14 protein-coding genes and 1 rRNA gene are annotated in these 15,536 nt (G+C 46.5%); 4 read left to right on the top strand and 11 right to left on the bottom strand.

The window, feature by feature from the left end; genetic code table 11:
* Positions 1-70: ribosomal RNA gene (locus CYJ37_RS21480) — 16S ribosomal RNA — on the bottom strand; the annotation flags it as partial.
* Positions 71-339: 269 nt separating this feature from the next.
* A complete protein-coding gene (locus CYJ37_RS21475; RefSeq protein WP_022543517.1) occupies positions 340-1,212 on the bottom strand; it encodes a nucleotidyltransferase-like protein in 873 nt (290 codons plus the stop codon).
* A gap of 307 nt (positions 1,213-1,519) precedes the next feature.
* Between CYJ37_RS21475 and CYJ37_RS21470 the strand changes: the two genes are divergently transcribed.
* Positions 1,520-1,888 (top strand): YgzB family protein, encoded by a 369-nt coding sequence (locus CYJ37_RS21470; RefSeq protein WP_009795226.1) that lies wholly within the window; start codon positions 1,520-1,522, stop codon positions 1,886-1,888.
* Positions 1,889-2,015: 127 nt separating this feature from the next.
* On the opposite strand, the gene perR is transcribed toward CYJ37_RS21470, so the two are convergent.
* The 6 genes from perR to CYJ37_RS21440 form a co-directional block, all read right to left on the bottom strand.
* Positions 2,016-2,453 (bottom strand): peroxide-responsive transcriptional repressor PerR, encoded by a 438-nt coding sequence (gene perR, locus CYJ37_RS21465; RefSeq protein WP_022543515.1) that lies wholly within the window; start codon positions 2,451-2,453, stop codon positions 2,016-2,018.
* 108 nt (positions 2,454-2,561) lie between these two features.
* Positions 2,562-3,113: a cob(I)yrinic acid a,c-diamide adenosyltransferase gene (locus CYJ37_RS21460; RefSeq protein WP_101551707.1), complete on the bottom strand. Its 552-nt coding sequence runs from the start codon at positions 3,111-3,113 to the stop codon at positions 2,562-2,564.
* A gap of 1 nt (position 3,114) precedes the next feature.
* Complete coding sequence (locus CYJ37_RS21455) at positions 3,115-4,065, bottom strand: D-2-hydroxyacid dehydrogenase (protein ID WP_257964277.1); 951 nt, start codon at positions 4,063-4,065, stop codon at positions 3,115-3,117.
* A 218-nt stretch (positions 4,066-4,283) separates the two neighbouring features.
* Positions 4,284-4,871: a hypothetical protein gene (locus CYJ37_RS21450; RefSeq protein ID WP_101551703.1), complete on the bottom strand. Its 588-nt coding sequence runs from the start codon at positions 4,869-4,871 to the stop codon at positions 4,284-4,286.
* 120 nt (positions 4,872-4,991) lie between these two features.
* A complete protein-coding gene (bcp, locus tag CYJ37_RS21445) occupies positions 4,992-5,462 on the bottom strand; it encodes a thioredoxin-dependent thiol peroxidase (protein ID WP_101551701.1) in 471 nt (156 codons plus the stop codon).
* Between the two features lie 71 nt (positions 5,463-5,533).
* Positions 5,534-5,938 (bottom strand): potassium channel family protein, encoded by a 405-nt coding sequence (locus CYJ37_RS21440; protein WP_101551699.1) that lies wholly within the window; start codon positions 5,936-5,938, stop codon positions 5,534-5,536.
* Between the two features lie 147 nt (positions 5,939-6,085).
* Here CYJ37_RS21440 and CYJ37_RS21435 point away from each other — a divergent pair, with 147 nt between their 5' ends.
* Positions 6,086-6,328: a hypothetical protein gene (locus tag CYJ37_RS21435; RefSeq protein WP_101551697.1), complete on the top strand. Its 243-nt coding sequence runs from the start codon at positions 6,086-6,088 to the stop codon at positions 6,326-6,328.
* A 67-nt stretch (positions 6,329-6,395) separates the two neighbouring features.
* Here the strand turns inward: CYJ37_RS21435 and CYJ37_RS21430 are convergent, their stop codons facing one another.
* From CYJ37_RS21430 to CYJ37_RS21420, 3 genes are read right to left on the bottom strand one after another with little or no spacing between them, the layout of a single operon-like run.
* Positions 6,396-7,181, bottom strand: a complete 786-nt coding sequence (locus CYJ37_RS21430; protein ID WP_094769927.1) for an ABC transporter permease — start codon at positions 7,179-7,181, stop codon at positions 6,396-6,398.
* A 4-nt stretch (positions 7,182-7,185) separates the two neighbouring features.
* On the bottom strand, positions 7,186-7,977 hold the full coding sequence (locus CYJ37_RS21425; RefSeq protein WP_101551695.1) for an ABC transporter permease: 792 nt from the start codon (positions 7,975-7,977) through the stop codon (positions 7,186-7,188).
* 10 nt (positions 7,978-7,987) lie between these two features.
* Positions 7,988-8,995 (bottom strand): ABC transporter ATP-binding protein, encoded by a 1,008-nt coding sequence (locus CYJ37_RS21420; RefSeq protein WP_009795215.1) that lies wholly within the window; start codon positions 8,993-8,995, stop codon positions 7,988-7,990.
* 306 nt (positions 8,996-9,301) lie between these two features.
* Here CYJ37_RS21420 and CYJ37_RS21415 point away from each other — a divergent pair, with 306 nt between their 5' ends.
* Together CYJ37_RS21415 and CYJ37_RS21410 are read left to right on the top strand one after the other, a co-directional pair.
* Positions 9,302-10,597, top strand: a complete 1,296-nt coding sequence (locus CYJ37_RS21415; protein ID WP_009795214.1) for a glutamate-1-semialdehyde 2,1-aminomutase — start codon at positions 9,302-9,304, stop codon at positions 10,595-10,597.
* Positions 10,598-10,956: 359 nt separating this feature from the next.
* Positions 10,957-15,429: a glutamate synthase-related protein gene (locus CYJ37_RS21410; RefSeq protein WP_101551693.1), complete on the top strand. Its 4,473-nt coding sequence runs from the start codon at positions 10,957-10,959 to the stop codon at positions 15,427-15,429.
* Positions 15,430-15,536 lie beyond the last annotated feature (107 nt).

The following is a 15,536-nucleotide window of genomic DNA, read 5'->3' as shown; positions in this document are numbered from 1 at the left end:
TCCGCTCGACTTGCATGTATTAGGCACGCCGCCAGCGTTCGTCCTGAGCCAGGATCAAACTCTCCATATAAGAGTAAGATTTAGCTCTGATAAAAATAAGATTAACGTTGACGTTTTTGTTCGTTCAGTTTTCAAAGAACAATCTTCTTTTAACCTCGCCGCCCTTGAGCGACTTTATTATCTTATCATGTGTCATTCGTTCTGTCAACACTTTTCAAAAATAATTTTTCAGGTTGTTATTTAAATCCGTCAGCCACTGTGTTTTTGCTGAACAACTAGCAGCGACGGATATAAATATATCAAGTAAATAATAAAAGGTCAATACGTTTTAATGTTTTTTTAAAATAATTTTTTCGTCCGATAATGGCGGTGATACAAACCAGGGCTTTTCGTCACAATTTCAACTGCCTCTATTAGATGTTTATCGATCAGATATTCAAGCAGCATACTTAAATCAACAGAATAAGCACTTAATTCAGGATGGGTGATCATTTCATTGAAGGACCAGTCCTCTTTTTCGGACATTATATCAGTGAGATGCTGAATCCCGATTTTGGTTTTTGAATGGATCAGGAATTCACTTGCCAGAAAAAGAAGCTCAAGGCGTTTTTCTAATGGCTCTTCACTGATGACAAGCTCTTCATATAATTTAAAGATTTCCGGTTCTATCTGTTTAACCTGATGCCATACAGTGACTTCAGGGTGAAAGCCGCTTTCAATGACAGCAAGCCGCGCCAGGTGGTGAAGAGAATGAACGACATGGTTATAGGCATCGAGATAATGATTATTTTCAAAAAATGCCTTTCCATCCATATAGCGCCTTATTAATTTCGCAAATTCCACGCCCATCTTCAGCTTTCTTCCATAGAACGGGAATTCCTTTAATTCAACTTTCAGGTTGCTTATATACTCATTGCGGTCAAAAACGACTCTCCCATTATATAGCCAATCAAAAATCTTCCTGTTGGAGCCGTGGAGGATCCATTCATTCAGCTGGCTCTCCTTTACGATATGAAGTGCTGCTTTTTTATCATTATAAGTATAATGCTTCACGAAAACCGGCACCTCCGCCTCCTGGACAACGATCAGCAGGACTGCATCGAAGGTATCTGTAACAGGGACCGCTTTATTTCTTTTTTCTATGATCAGCACTCCAAGCGTGTTGGCCTGGCTTGCCCGTTCCTGATAAATAGGGCGAAGAATGTCTTCCATCATCATTCCTCCATTAATATTAGATAAGGATAGATTAATTTGAACTTCAATAACTTAGTGCAGCGGAGCCTATCCTCCGGACCAGCCCCGGGAGGCACTTTGATATTGCCGCAGCACACGGCATTCCAAGTCTGCGCTCATCTGCGCAAGGCCCCTCGCTTTTCTTTTATAGCATATAGGTTCTACAGCCATCCAGGAATTCCTGCTGTCCCCAAGCATTATTCGACAGGATCATTATTCATGTATTGCAGATATCCTTTAGAAAAGCAAATATGGTATAGTTATACTTTGGGAGGGACAAAAAAGAATGGCAAAATATTCGAGCAAGATCAACAAAATACGGACCTTTGCGCTTAGTCTGGTATTCATCGGCTTTATTGTTATGTATATAGGAATATTCTTCAGGACTTCACCGATTGTCATGACTATATTCATGCTGTTAGGCATGCTTTGCATCATCGCCAGCACCGGTGTTTATTTCTGGATTGGCATGCTCTCAACAAAAACTGTACAAGTTGAGTGCCCTAATTGCGGGAAATATACAAAGATGCTTGGCCGTGTGGATATGTGCATGTATTGCAATGAACCGCTGACACTCGATCCTTCCCTCGAAGGGAAAGAATTCAATGAGAGCTACAACAGAAAGGGTTCAAAACAGAAAAAAGCTGAGCAATAAATATGCTCAGAATAAATCGGCCCAGCAGGGATGCTGGGTTATTTTTTTATCCGCAAAACATCCGTAAGCCGCCGATTCCCTCTAAAACAAAAGAAAAAGCCGATAGCAGGCTATCGGCGTTATAGAATTAGTGCGCTTCCTTGCTTGCACAATCCGGGCATGTGCCGTAAATCTCCATGCGGTGATGGCTGATTTTAAAACCTGTTACATGGGAAGCCAGATGTTCAACTTCATCCAAACCAGGATAATGGAAATCCACGATTTTTCCGCAGTTTTCGCAAATCACATGATAATGATGGGTTGTAATAAAGTCAAACCTGCTTGATGCATCCCCATAGGTCAGTTCCTTTACCAGGCCAACTTCACGAAATACTCTTAGATTATTGTAAACTGTAGCCACACTCATATTAGGAAATTTTCCTTCTAATGCTTTATAAATATCATCTGCAGTCGGGTGTGACATGGAGCTTATTAAATATTCAAGTATCGCATGACGCTGCGGAGTAATACGCACTCCTGTATCCTTCAAGGTATCCAGCGCTTCTTTTAACTGTGTTTGAGCCACCGTCATGCACCTCTTTTCCAACAAAGATTCTTACTTTGTAATCTTTATAAATAGTGTACTAACTTTTTATGCTATTTGTCAATATTACTGTATGATGCCTGATTGATTTCAATCCTCTTCGTGAAGATTTTTCTCGTTTTCCCCCAGCTGAAGATTTACATATCTGGCCGTTACAAACAGCAGGTCAGACAATCTGTTCAGGTATGAAAGCACCAATTGGTTAACACCTTCAATCCGCACGGCCTCCCTTTCAGCCCGCCGCACAATCGTCCGGGCTGAATGGAAAGCGGCTCCTGCAGGATTTCCTCCTGGAAGGATAAAATTGGCAAGCCGCGGGAGTTCAGCATCCCATTCATCAATTTTGTTCTCCATGATTTTGATATCACCTTCAGAAACTTTCCACTTGACCTCTTTCCCGGGAGGAGTCGCAAGCTCTGCGCCTACATGGAAAAGGGCTGTTTGTATTTTATGGTATGTGTCTTCAAGCTCTTTTTTACCCTCAAAAAATTCACCCTTTAAATAGCTGAGTGCCAGGCCGATCATCGAATTGGCTTCATCGCAGGTCCCGTAAGCTTCTACCCGCATGTCCCCTTTTGATACACGCTCTCCGTATATGAGCGATGTTGTTCCTTTATCTCCTGTTTTAGTGTAGATCTTCAAATTAATACCCCTTCCCAGGATCAATTTTATTCACATAGTCATTCCCGCTTTGTATATATGTATGAAGATTATGGGCAAAAATTTCAAAGGATCTTGGCAGGTACATGGCTGATCTGCTTGATAAGTGCGGAGTGACGGTTATATTGTCCAGCTTCCAGAATGGATGCCCCTTCTCCAGCGGCTCTGTTTCAAAAACATCCAGATAGGCATGTGAAATCAGCCTCTTCTGCATCACATCCAGCAATATTTCTTCCCCGGCGACATCCCCCCTGCCCAAGTTGATGAAGACTGCACTGTTCTTCATCCTGCGGAAGTGCTCCATCCTGAGCAGATGTCTTGTCTCTCCAGTACTGGGGAGCACCGAGATGAGGAAATCAGCCTCCGGTAATAGTATGTCCAACTCTTCAAGGCTGAAAAGGCTGTCAATATGTGGCACAGGCGAACCGCTGCTGTTGATGCCCCAGGTTTTCAATCCAAAAGCTTTCCCCAGCCGGGCTATTTCACTTCCAATTGCGCCGGTTCCAAGGATCAGCATGGTTTTTCCGCGGAGCTCGCCCATCTGGATATTCCGGTCCCAGACTTCATTCTCTTCATTGACAATAAGCTTTTTCGCCTTTTTTTCGTGCATCAGCATCATCCCAAGTGCAAACTCTGCCATCGGGATGCTGTGAACCCCTCTTGCATTAGTAATAAGAATGCCTCTTTCTTCACATTCCTTGAGCGGCATCAATTCCAGCCCCGCGGACATTACCATGATCCATTTCAGCTTTTTGGCACTCTCAATATGCGCAGCTGTCAGATCCTCGCCATAAGTAATGAAGATTTCAGCCTGGGATAATGCCCCTTCAGCCTGCTCCATACTCTCATAAAATTCAAAAGCCGCATCCGGAAAAGTATTCTTAATTTTATCCTGCAGATCCTTTTCCGGCTGCAGAGAAGATACTATTTTCAAACCCGTTCCCTCCTTCGTTTTCTTCATCATATCACCCGAAGGATGTTTTTACATTTTCCAATCGATCATACCCATTTCTTCAGATGCCGAAACTTTCTTGCTCTGCCAGCATAAAAAAAGAACAGACCCTGAAAGGATCTGCTTCAAAGTATCTGAGGAGGTATGCCCTAATCTAATGATATTCAAAACTTGTTTAAATGAATGGACATCCGCCTTTGTTATGTTAAATTGGGCCAGACAGCTGCCCTTTTATGCAGTGGTTCAGCCATTCGCGACCTCTCCCAATATTGATGGAGATATCCTTCATATATCAAAGACAGCCGGGGGATGCCGGCAACGTCATCAGGCCTGATCATTTCACAGCATTTATCAAATGTATGTATCCCGCTCTGTGTAAGAATGGTGGATACGAATTGCGAGCAGGTGAAGGCATCGGCCCTTTGAAATTTTATCCCAAAGATAATGCCGATGCACCCGAGGAGATTATATTTATACCTCAGCGGATCTTCCTCAAATTGCAGGATTATTTTCCGGATGTCTTTATGCTGTGAATCTGAAACCTGCAGCCGGTAAACCGCACATCTCGTATTTCTCTTATGCTTGAACACGCCCCCATCGACCCTTTCCTTAATGAATCCGGCTGAAAAAGGGTTCAAATAGCTGCGCCTCCCGAAGCTGAATAATTGATTGAACTGCCTGTCCAGCGCAATGGAAGAATGATTATACGGAGCTTTGGTATAACACTTTATCAGTCTTGAAAATATCGTTCCTGTATCTGTCAGCAAGATATAAATGTATTTGCCCATCACATATCACCCAATATCCATTCTGGAAAATTTAACCCTTAGTATATTAGACGAATGGACCCCGCAAATCACTACACTAAAATGAAAAAAAGATTGGATACAAGTATCCAATCCCGTTACTCAGGAAAGCTGCTCCTGTACATAAGCAAGCGCCTCTTCGACATGGCCCTTAACCTTTACCTTCCTCCATTCCTTCACCAGATTCCCTTCTTTATCAATGATAAAGGTGGATCTTTCAATCCCCATATACTCTTTGCCGAAATTTTTCTTCAGCTTCCATACATCATATGCTTCAGCGGCTTTATGCTCTTCATCTGACAGCAGGATAAAAGGCAATCCGTATTTCTCAATAAACTTACCATGCCTGCCGGCTGGGTCCGGGCTTATACCGATGATTATAGCGTCCGCTCCCTGGAACTCCTCATGCTTGTCCCTGAAGTCACATGCTTCGGTCGTGCACCCAGGTGTCATATCCTTAGGATAGAAATACAGGACCACATTTTTGCCCCGGAAGTCTGACAGCTTTACCGGCTTTTCATCTGCGTCCGGCAGTTCAAACCCCGGAGCCTGTTTTCCCAGTTCAATCTGCATATTAATCCCTCCATCGTTGTGATATCATAAGCCTATCCAAAATCTGCCGCAAACACAAATCCGGGACACTGTCAGGACTCTCTGTCGAATACGGCCCTCGCTACAAATGCTGCGGGAATCGTGTAGCCGATCAATGCCTCAAGGACGGCGATCATCCTCCCGATCCCTATAGGGGAAATATCGCCATAGCCTACTGAAAAAAGGGTTACGGCGCTGAAATAGAAACCTGTCTCCAGCCTTTGAAAAAATGTTCCCCCTTCTGCTCCCGCGCTTTCCCGGAGAACCTGGGTACCGTTCTGCTCCATTAAAACGTAAAAAAGCCCAAAGCCAATCATGACCGTCACATATATAAAAGCAAGATACAGAAAGTTTTCAAACGAGACTCTTTTCCCGCGGATCTTATGGGGGATAAACAAGGTCCGCAGACTCATCAATACACAGAAGGCAATCAATATCAGCGAAAGATAAAAGACCAAATCAGACCCTCTTCTCCTTTATACTCCCTAGATTTATACGCTTAAAGCAGGGCCTGTATGCCGGCTTGTCTTTTAACAAATAGTGCGGTTCCAGTATTATCCTGTTAAAATAATGAATATCCATTTTTAAAGTGAGAGGAGTTATTTATGTATCTGCTGCTGTCTATATTGCTCGCTGTAATTTTAGGATGCATTTTATTGATGCTGAGTCCTTTATTGGCGGGCATTATTGCTTTCGGGATCATTGCCGGCACTTTGTTCAGAGCGGTTTATATGCTTAATAAAATTTATAAAACACTCCCAAAGCCGCCGGATAAAGCAACGGCTGCTTATCAAAACTATCTCAAAGATATAAAATATTTGAACGAAAAAGAAAACAGCAGAGTTTGAGTTTACACCAAGATCAGAAGACATAAAAAAACAGCACCTCATTTAAGAGAGTGCTGTTTTTGCCATTCTAATTCCCCGCACCACGGTATTTCTTTACTCCCTGATTCCAGACGATGATGGACAGGCAGAAGAATACCAGACCGATGACTGGCGTCAGGAAAGAATAGACCAGCCATTCATGCTTCCCAAGGAAATAGGCCGCCGGATAGACACCGACAAACGCGAACGGGAGGATCCAGGTAAGTACAAAACGGATGGCACCATTATATATGTCTACCGGATATCTTCCATAATTCCCGATATTGTACATCATCGGCATGATGGAAGTTCTCGCGTCTGCCCAAAAGCTGATGCACGCAATCAGGACGAAGATTCCCGCGTAAACCATCACACCGCCGAGCACAAGCAGGATAAACAAGAAAGGATCATACCAGCTTATGCTGAGTCCAAGCTGCTCTCCCGCATAAAACATAATCACCAGGCCGGTCACGGCTCCAAACAGAGATTCCAGTTCCATCCTTTCCAGGACAATCTGGAAAAGGCTATGGACAGGCCTGGTCAAAATCCTGTCAAACTCGCCTTTTACGATATATCGTTCATTGAAATCCCAAATATTGAAAAAGGAAGAAAACAGGGCATACGGAACAAGAAAGAAGCCATAAATAAAGATAATTTCATCTCTGTTCCAGCCGCTCAAATAGCTGGTATGTCCAAAGACAACCAGGATAAAGATCAAATTGACTGCCTGAAACAGCAAATCGGATACAACCTCAACCGCCAAATCTGCCCGATACTCCAGCCTTGTTTTCATATACTGAGACACATATTGGAAGAAAATCGAAATATAAAACAAGCTGTTACCCTCCTTGTATGACCATCTGCTTTTTCGCCGCGGTCCAAAGTGCCTGTATCGGAATGATAAGGATCAGCACCCACACTCCCTGAAGCAGCAGACCATTGATGGCTTCCCCCTGTGTGAAGCCATTGGTGAAAATCATGCTTGGAATATAGCTGATGCCCTGGAAGGGAAGGAATTTCAAGATATCCTGAGCCCACACAGGGAAAAAGGAAAGAGGGATCAGCAGCCCGGAAAACAGATCGATCACAACGCGCTTGGCCCTGATCAAGCCTGTATTATTATATAAGAAAAAAGTCGTAATCCCTGTCAGCAGATTTAATTGGGTATTGATCAAGAAGCTGAGTAATATGGACACTGAAAACAGCAGCCAGGTAGAAGGGTCTGCCGAAAATTCAAGCGGGAAGATCAGGGCCACAATGACCATGCCGGGAACAGAGAAAAAGAACAAACGGAAAATGCCTTCACCAAGCCCCTGCATGGTCTTCATGCCAAGATAATTGTATGGCCTGATCAGTTCGACCGCTACTTTTCCTTCCTTTATTTCTGCAGCCATTTCCCGGTCAATATTATTGAAATAAAAGGCCCTGGCCATCCAGGCAACAGCTACATAGGTGGTCATCTGCAGGACGGAAAGGCCCTCAATGCTCTCTTTCCCTCCATATATCGCAGTCCATAAAAAATAATAAGCGCCGATATTAATGCTGTATATCAGAATGCCTGTATAATAATTCGTCCGGTAGGCGAGCATCATCAAAAAACGGATACGGATCATTTCTACATACTTATCCATTGCTGCCTCCTCAAGCCATGCCTTTATCGTATATATTGCGGATAATTTCTTCGGTTGACGTTTCCATGATTTTAATATCCCTGACCTTGTAGGCCGAGACTGCCCTTGCAATCAGCGCAGAGATGACTTCCTCTTTATCCTCCGCAAAGGCCGTAAAGGCTTCGTCTTCTCCATTCCTTTGCCATTCGACCGGGAGATCAGCAGTAAGCTCTTCCAAGGCTCCCAATTCTGCCTGCTCAAGAAATTCAAACCGTATTTCCTTTCCCTCAGCCCAGGTTTCCTTCAGGCTCTGCAAAGCACCGTCGTATATGATGCGGCCTTCATCAAGCATGACAACCCGTTCGCAAAGTGCTTCAATGTCAGAAAGGTCATGGGTGGTCAAAAGAATGGTTGTATTGTATTTCTGGTTGATTTCTTTTAAAAACTCACGGATTTTCAGCTTAACCAGGACATCTAGGCCAATCGTCGGCTCATCAAGAAATAACAGCGGCGGATTATGGATCAGGGCCGCCGCCAGCTCGCAGCGCATTCTCTGTCCAAGCGAGAGCTTGCGCACGGGCTTATCCAGGAGAGGCCCGATATCCAGCGTCCTGATGACATGGTCCATATGGCTGGCATAATCCTCATCAGAAACTTTATAAACCTTTTTTAAAAGCCGGAACGATTCCTGAACGGCAATATCCCACCACAGCTGGGATCTCTGCCCGAACACAACCCCGATCGTCTGGACGAATTTCTCCCGGTCCCTGTGCGGATTCATCCCGTTGACAGTCACCTCCCCGGAAGTCGGCTCCAGGATGCCGGTCAGCATCTTGATGGTCGTCGACTTTCCCGCTCCGTTTTCCCCTATGTAGCCTACCATTTCCCCCTGCCTTACCTGAAAGCTGATATCGTTGACAGCAGGGACAATCTTATAATTTCGCGTAAACAGATCGCGGAAGGCCCCTTTAAGGCCGGCCCTGCTTGAATAGGCCTTAAATTCCTTGCGCAGGCCATTTACAATGATGGCATCCTTCATGTTTTCCTCCAGTTCAATCCCTTTTTACAAGGGCATATATTTCAAAACATCCAAGGCATCCTGCCTTCTCCAAAGCCGGTGCCCCAAGAACTCATTTTAGCCAAAGGACATCTTTAATACAAATAGCCTGCACTTCTTCCCTCTGGAGCACTCTCCACAGCGGGCTGACTCAGCCAGTAAGGCTTTACGGACAGTTCAGTCCCAGCCCCTTCCTTTTTCCTAACTTTCTTACTATAAGCGCGGGGCTATTACTGCCTGTTATTCTGCGGTAATATAGAGGGGGAATTACGCCTAAGGAGGAAGAAAATGAATTTCTCAAATTCAGAACGCATACATGAAGAAGCACTTAAACATATTGTGGGCGGAGTAAACAGCCCTTCCCGCTCTTATAAAGCCGTTGGCGGCGGCGCTCCCGTTGTGATGGAGCGTGCGCAGGGAGCTTACTTCTGGGATGTTGACGGAAATCAATATATCGATTATCTGGCTGCGTACGGCCCCATCATCACTGGCCATGCACATCCTCATATTACTGAAGCAATCAAAAGAGCAGCAGAAACAGGGGTCCTGTACGGAACACCTACCCCGCACGAAGTTAAGTTCGCCAAGATGCTGAAGGAAGCCATGCCGGGCATGGAAAAAGTCCGCTTCGTCAATTCAGGCACTGAGGCCGTCATGACCACGATCCGTGTGGCGCGGGCATACACAGGAAAAGACAAAATCATTAAATTTGCCGGATGCTACCATGGCCATTCCGACCTTGTCCTTGTTGCTGCAGGCTCAGGGCCATCCACACTTGGAACACCTGATTCTGCCGGCGTGCCGAAAAGCATCGCCCAGGAAGTGATCACGGTCCCATTCAATGATATCGAGCCGTTTAAAGAAGCGATGAGAAAATGGGGAGACGAGATTGCAGCAGTGCTGGTCGAGCCGATCGTAGGAAATTTCGGGATTGTTGAACCAAAGGAGGGCTTCCTGGAGCAGATTAACGAAATTGCCCATGCAGCAGGCTCTCTCGTTATATATGATGAAGTCATAACAGCCTTCCGCTTTATGTATGGCGGCGCCCAGGATATGCTTGGCGTTCAGCCTGACCTGACAGCAATGGGCAAAATCATTGGCGGCGGGCTTCCGATCGGTGCTTACGGCGGCAAACTGGAAATCATGGAAAAGGTGGCTCCATTAGGCCCAGCCTATCAGGCAGGAACAATGGCAGGAAACCCGGCTTCCATTCTTTCCGGAATCGCCTGCCTTGAAGTCCTGAAACAGGATGGAGTTTATGAATATCTCGACAGGCTTGGGCAAATGCTTGAAGAAGGAATCCTGGCAGCTGCGGCTGAGCACGGGGTCCAAATTACCATCAATCGCCTGAAAGGCGCACTGACCATCTACTTTACAGAAGAAAAAGTAGAAAACTATGAGCAGGCAGAAAACACAGATGGCGAGACTTTTGCGCGTTTCTTCAAGCTGATGCTGGAGCAGGGAATCAACCTGGCGCCTTCCAAGTATGAAGCCTGGTTTGTAACCATTGCCCACACCGAAGAAGATATACACGCAACTCTCCATGCAGTCAATCATGCATTCAGCATAATGGGCGGAGAATAATTATACAGTTTTTTATGCATAAAAGGAGCCTGAAACGGCTCCTTTTTTATTATAGGTAATATTGAAAACGTTTACAAAATAAGAGGTTTTATCAGCATATCCCTTTCCAGCTCCCTATTCCCCATCCATAGTTTTGTATAATTAATTGATTTCTGAAAATTCTTATGATATGATAGAAATACTAATTTTCGAAAAACTCACTTTTGTTTATTTTGTGTTTTTGAAAAATAAAGTCCCACTTTGTCTGTTTTTCCCCTTATATGTTTCCCCGAAACAATTAACCTTACAAAATTTCATTTTGTATACAGAAAAATCTTATAGGAGGTGAACCGGCTTGGCAATTTGCTGAAGCCGTATTTATGACACAAACTTGGAGCCCATCCCTATTCACTGAATTTAACCGCCAGGAGCACGATGCCTGCGGGATTGTAGCCGCAATGGAAAAGAATAAAATCCCTTCAAGGGAGAATATCTTCAGCTGCATTGACGCGCTTGTCACGATGAATCACCGCGCGGGTTTTATTAACGGAGAAGGCGACGGCGTCGGGATCCACATTGATATCCCGCGAGAGCTATGGAAGCAGAAGCTATCTGAAGCCGGTGCAGATCCTGAGGCAGCCTCCCGCGAAGGCTTTGCGGTCGGCCATGTTTTCATGTCAAGAAATGAAAAAAGCTCAAGCATTAAAGCCAGTCTTGCAGAAAAATTAGTAGATGCAGGCTTTGAAATCCTATTTGAATCAGACGAAGTGACAGATTCTTCAGCTCTTGGGCCGATTGCCATCCAGGAAAACCCTATATTCTGGCAGTTTGCCATTGTATCAGAGTTGGAGGGCCAGCCCCTTACGGAAAAATTATTTAACCTCATTATAGATTTCGAAGAAGATGAGCATGTACATGTGGCTTCTTTAAGCCAGCACCATGCCGTATATAAAGTAATGGGCGCAGGGGATATCCTGCCCAAATATTATCATGACCTTGCGAACCCGCTTGCCGCATCGACGATGACACTAGGCCATAACAGATATTCGACCAATACGCTCTCCAGCTTTTTCCGCGTCCAGCCTTTCAGTGTGCTTGGGCATAACGGTGAAATCAACACAATTGCCAAGCTTCGGGATGAAGCTAAGCTTGCAGGCGTCCCTCTCGTGAAGGACGGCAGCGATTCACAGGACTTGAGCAGAACACTTGAGACGTTTATTTGCCGTGAAAATTATTCGCTTTTTGAAGCGATGGATGTGATGTTCCCGCCAATCGTAAATGAAATCAAGTCATACCCGGTCCATCTCCAGGATCTGTACACCTACATCCGGGAAGGCTGGGGCCATTTTGCCCAGGGTCCTGCAGGCATCATTTCCCGCTTTGCGGACGAGGCAGTATTCAGCGTGGATGCACTTGGGCTGCGCCCGCTCTGGATGCTTGAAACAGAAAGCTCTTATTTATTCTCTTCCGAACCGGGTATTATTCCTTCCAGCGAATATGTAAACGAGCCTAAGCCGCTGGCTCCTGGAGAAAAGGTCGGCCTGAAATGGAACGGAGAAGTTCTTGAAGTATTTGAACAGCATGCATACCAGGAAGAAGTATACAAGAGATTCTCAAAGCGGGTGCATCTGGACGGCAGCAGGAAGCGGCTCGAAACGCCAAGGCTGCCCAAAACGATTTCAATGAACTATCCAAGCAAGATCCATAACGGCCAATACAAAGCTTTCGGCTGGGAAAGGGACCAGGTCCAGCTTGTTGAGCAGATGGCTGATAAAGGCATTGAACCGATCCGCTCTTTAGGACATGATGCACCTTTGGCAGCATTGAACCCTGAGCGGAAAAATATTGCCGACTATATAAAGGAAAGTGTGGCCGTCGTGACCAATCCGGCCATTGACCGTGACCGTGAGACAGAACACTTTTCAACCAGGACCATCATCGGGAAGCGCCCTGCCCTCTTCCATTCTGATAAGGAAGTCTCAGGAGTGACTGAACTTCAGACTCCGCTCCTGATTGAAGGAAAAGCAGGATTCGAATGTTCCGGCATCATCCAGCAGCCAAGCTATGACCAGGTGACAGACTATTACCAGGAGCAAAAGCTGACTGCCTACATCCCGATTGTTTTCAGTGAAGATGAAGGCATCCGGGAGGCCCTTGGCCGTTTGGCGGAGGATGCCGTGGCCGCTGTCAGGAGCGGAAAATCCCTCCTCATACTGGATGATTCACAGGCTCACCAAAATGGGAATCTCTGGCTCGATCCGCATTTGGCTGTATCAGCGATCGATCAGGCGCTCGTTAAGGAAGCGGTCCGCAGGGACTGTTCCATCCTGCTCCGTTCAGCTTCCATCCGGTCGCTGCATGATATCATCACCAGCTATGGACTTGGTGCAGATCTGATATCTCCGTACTATATGTTCATGACTGTGCTGGACGAATCGGCCACGCCGCTTGTAAACCTGTACACTGCCTTGACAAAAGGCCTTGAAAAGGTCATTTCTACTATCGGGATCCACGAGCTGAGAGGCTACGGACGCCTATTCTCAAGCATCGGGCTTCATGAGGAGACAGCCGAAATATTGAATATCGTAAACTTCTTCGGTTCAGGAGAGCTTGCCTGCAATTTCGATAGCATGAAGGAAGATGCTATTCAGAGAGCAGAAGATTACCAGAATGAAAAAGAAAGAATCGGAAAAACCTTTCATCTTTTCCCGCGCATCTGGAAAGCCATCGGCGAAGTTGCCAAAACCGGCGACTATACAGCATACGGGGAAAAGATTTCAGAACAGGAGGAGCAGAATCCAACAACGATCCGCCATCTGACCGGCTTCAAGCCTGCCTCCTCCCCTGTATCGCCTTCAGAGGTGAGCCTGAATGTCGGCACGCATGATCTTCCTTTTGTCATTGCTTCCATGTCGTTCGGCTCACAGAATGAGATTGCCTTCAGGGCTTATGCAGAAGGTGCAGACCGCCTGAACATGGTCAGCATGAACGGTGAAGGCGGGGAAATCAAGGATATGCTGGGCAAATACCCGAATACCCGCGGACAGCAGGTTGCTTCCGGCCGGTTTGGGGTGAACGCAGAGCTGCTGAACTCATCAAACCTGCTTGAAATCAAAATCGGCCAGGGCGCGAAGCCGGGTGAAGGCGGACATCTTCCCGGCTCAAAAGTGACAGCGAAGATTGCCGAGGCGAGAAATGCCACCATCGGCTCAGATTTAATCTCGCCTTCGAACAACCATGATATCTATTCAATTGAGGACCTGGCCCAAATGATACACGAGCTTAAGACGGCCAATGATAAAGCGAAAGTTGCTGTAAAAGTCCCTGTCGTTCCTAATATCGGGACGATCTCGGTTGGAATCGCAAAAGCCGGGGCGGATATCATCACTTTGAGCGGCTTTGACGGGGGCACCGGCGCAGCCAGGATCCATGCGCTCCAGCATGTCGGACTTCCGGTTGAAATCGGCGTTAAGGCCGCCCATAACGCCCTGCTTGAAGCAGGACTGCGCGACAGTGTGGAAATCTGGGCAGACGGCGGCATCAAGAGTGCATCAGATGTGCTGAAGGTTATGCTCCTCGGTGCAAACAGAATCGGATTCGGGACACTTTCTATGCTTGCAATCGGCTGTACCACATGCCGCGGCTGCCATCTGGATACATGCCATGTCGGGATTGCGACCCAGATCGAAACAGAAGCGCAGGCAAAAGATCACGGCCTCCGCCGCTTCGTCCCTCGTCAATTCGATTTGGCCGTCCAGGGCATCATGAACTTATATACAGCTTTCGGGACGGAACTCAAGGCGCTGGCGGCTGGACTTGGAATCAGGAACCTCCAGGACGCTGTCGGGCGCTCTGACCTCCTCGAGCAGGCAAAAGGAAAAGAACAGCTTGACCTGACCTACCTCCTCCGCACCCTGGAGATTGGCCAATTGAGCCACCAGGAAGCGGCTGCTTCCCTCGATGCCCACCAGCTTCAGGTTGCAGTAGGCGCAGAATATCTTGATGCAAGCGTAGAAGAGCTTCACCAATCACGCGAATACCAGAGCATTACTTCAGAACAGCGTGTGCTGGGAAGCCGTGTTTCCTGCCACCGTGTCAGAAACCGGCTGGACGGATCATATCAGAGCCTTCCGCCAGTTTCCCTTAAATATAAGGGCGGCTCGATTCCAGGCAATGGGCTCGGAGCCTACAACAGCGCCGGTATCCATATTGAAGTGGCCGGCGGTGCCCAGGATGGCATCGGCAAGACTTCATTCGGCGGAGAGATTCTGATTTTTAAATCAAAAGGAAAGAATGGCAGCTTCTACAACGGATCAGTCGGCAAAGGGTTTGGATACGGCGCACAAAAAGGGCTCCTCGTGGCCCAGGGCAATGCCGATGCCAGGGCAGGCATCCGTCTCTCCGGTGCTGACATGATTATTGGCGGGCAGCTGAAAAAGCCTCTTCCTGAAAAAGAACATGGCAACATCGGGACACATGCCAATATTAAGGGATTTGCTTTTGAATACATGACAAATGGCAGAGGCCTTGTCCTGGGCGATCCTGGCCCATGGATCTGCGCGGGCATGACCGGCGGAGTCGTATATCTCCGCCATCAGCCGGAATTGGGGCTCACGAAGGAAGCCCTTCAGCGCAGGATCGCAAAAGGGGCAAAGGTCACGGTCTCTGCTTTATCCTCAAAAGGGCAGGAAGATGTTCAAGAGCTTCTCGGCAATTATATAAAAATGCTCGCGGAACAAGGGCAGCACGAAGAATCTGAACAGCTGTCCAAATTGCTTGAAGACGTTGAAAACCACTTCTTCCAGGTAGTACCTGTAAAAGAACAGGCTGACCCTTCTGTTTCTACAGAATGATGGTTCGCCAAAGGCCCGCTCAACATTCTTGAGCGGGCCTTATTTATTTCCTATTTCTTTTTATACACATCACAACTGAAGGATCATATGAAGGCCTTTCCCGCCCA

Source organism: Bacillus sp. UMB0728 (assembly GCF_002858875.1).
Taxonomy (GTDB): domain Bacteria; phylum Bacillota; class Bacilli; order Bacillales; family Cytobacillaceae; genus Bacillus_AB; species Bacillus_AB infantis.
The sequence above is the reverse complement of the archived record's forward strand: the minus strand, read 5'-3'. Positions and strand labels throughout refer to the sequence as shown.

Coding starts and splice junctions, on each gene's coding strand:
- CYJ37_RS21410 (WP_101551693.1), top strand. CDS start 10,957: ATGACACAAACTTGGAGCCCATCCCTATTCACTGAATTTAACCGCCAG.
- CYJ37_RS21435 (WP_101551697.1), top strand. CDS start 6,086: ATGTATCTGCTGCTGTCTATATTGCTCGCTGTAATTTTAGGATGCATT.
- CYJ37_RS21470 (WP_009795226.1), top strand. CDS start 1,520: ATGGCAAAATATTCGAGCAAGATCAACAAAATACGGACCTTTGCGCTT.
- CYJ37_RS21415 (WP_009795214.1), top strand. CDS start 9,302: ATGAATTTCTCAAATTCAGAACGCATACATGAAGAAGCACTTAAACAT.
- bcp (WP_101551701.1), bottom strand. CDS start 5,462: ATGCAGATTGAACTGGGAAAACAGGCTCCGGGGTTTGAACTGCCGGAC.
- CYJ37_RS21450 (WP_101551703.1), bottom strand. CDS start 4,871: ATGGGCAAATACATTTATATCTTGCTGACAGATACAGGAACGATATTT.
- CYJ37_RS21425 (WP_101551695.1), bottom strand. CDS start 7,977: ATGGATAAGTATGTAGAAATGATCCGTATCCGTTTTTTGATGATGCTC.
- CYJ37_RS21420 (WP_009795215.1), bottom strand. CDS start 8,995: ATGAAGGATGCCATCATTGTAAATGGCCTGCGCAAGGAATTTAAGGCC.
- CYJ37_RS21475 (WP_022543517.1), bottom strand. CDS start 1,212: ATGGAAGACATTCTTCGCCCTATTTATCAGGAACGGGCAAGCCAGGCC.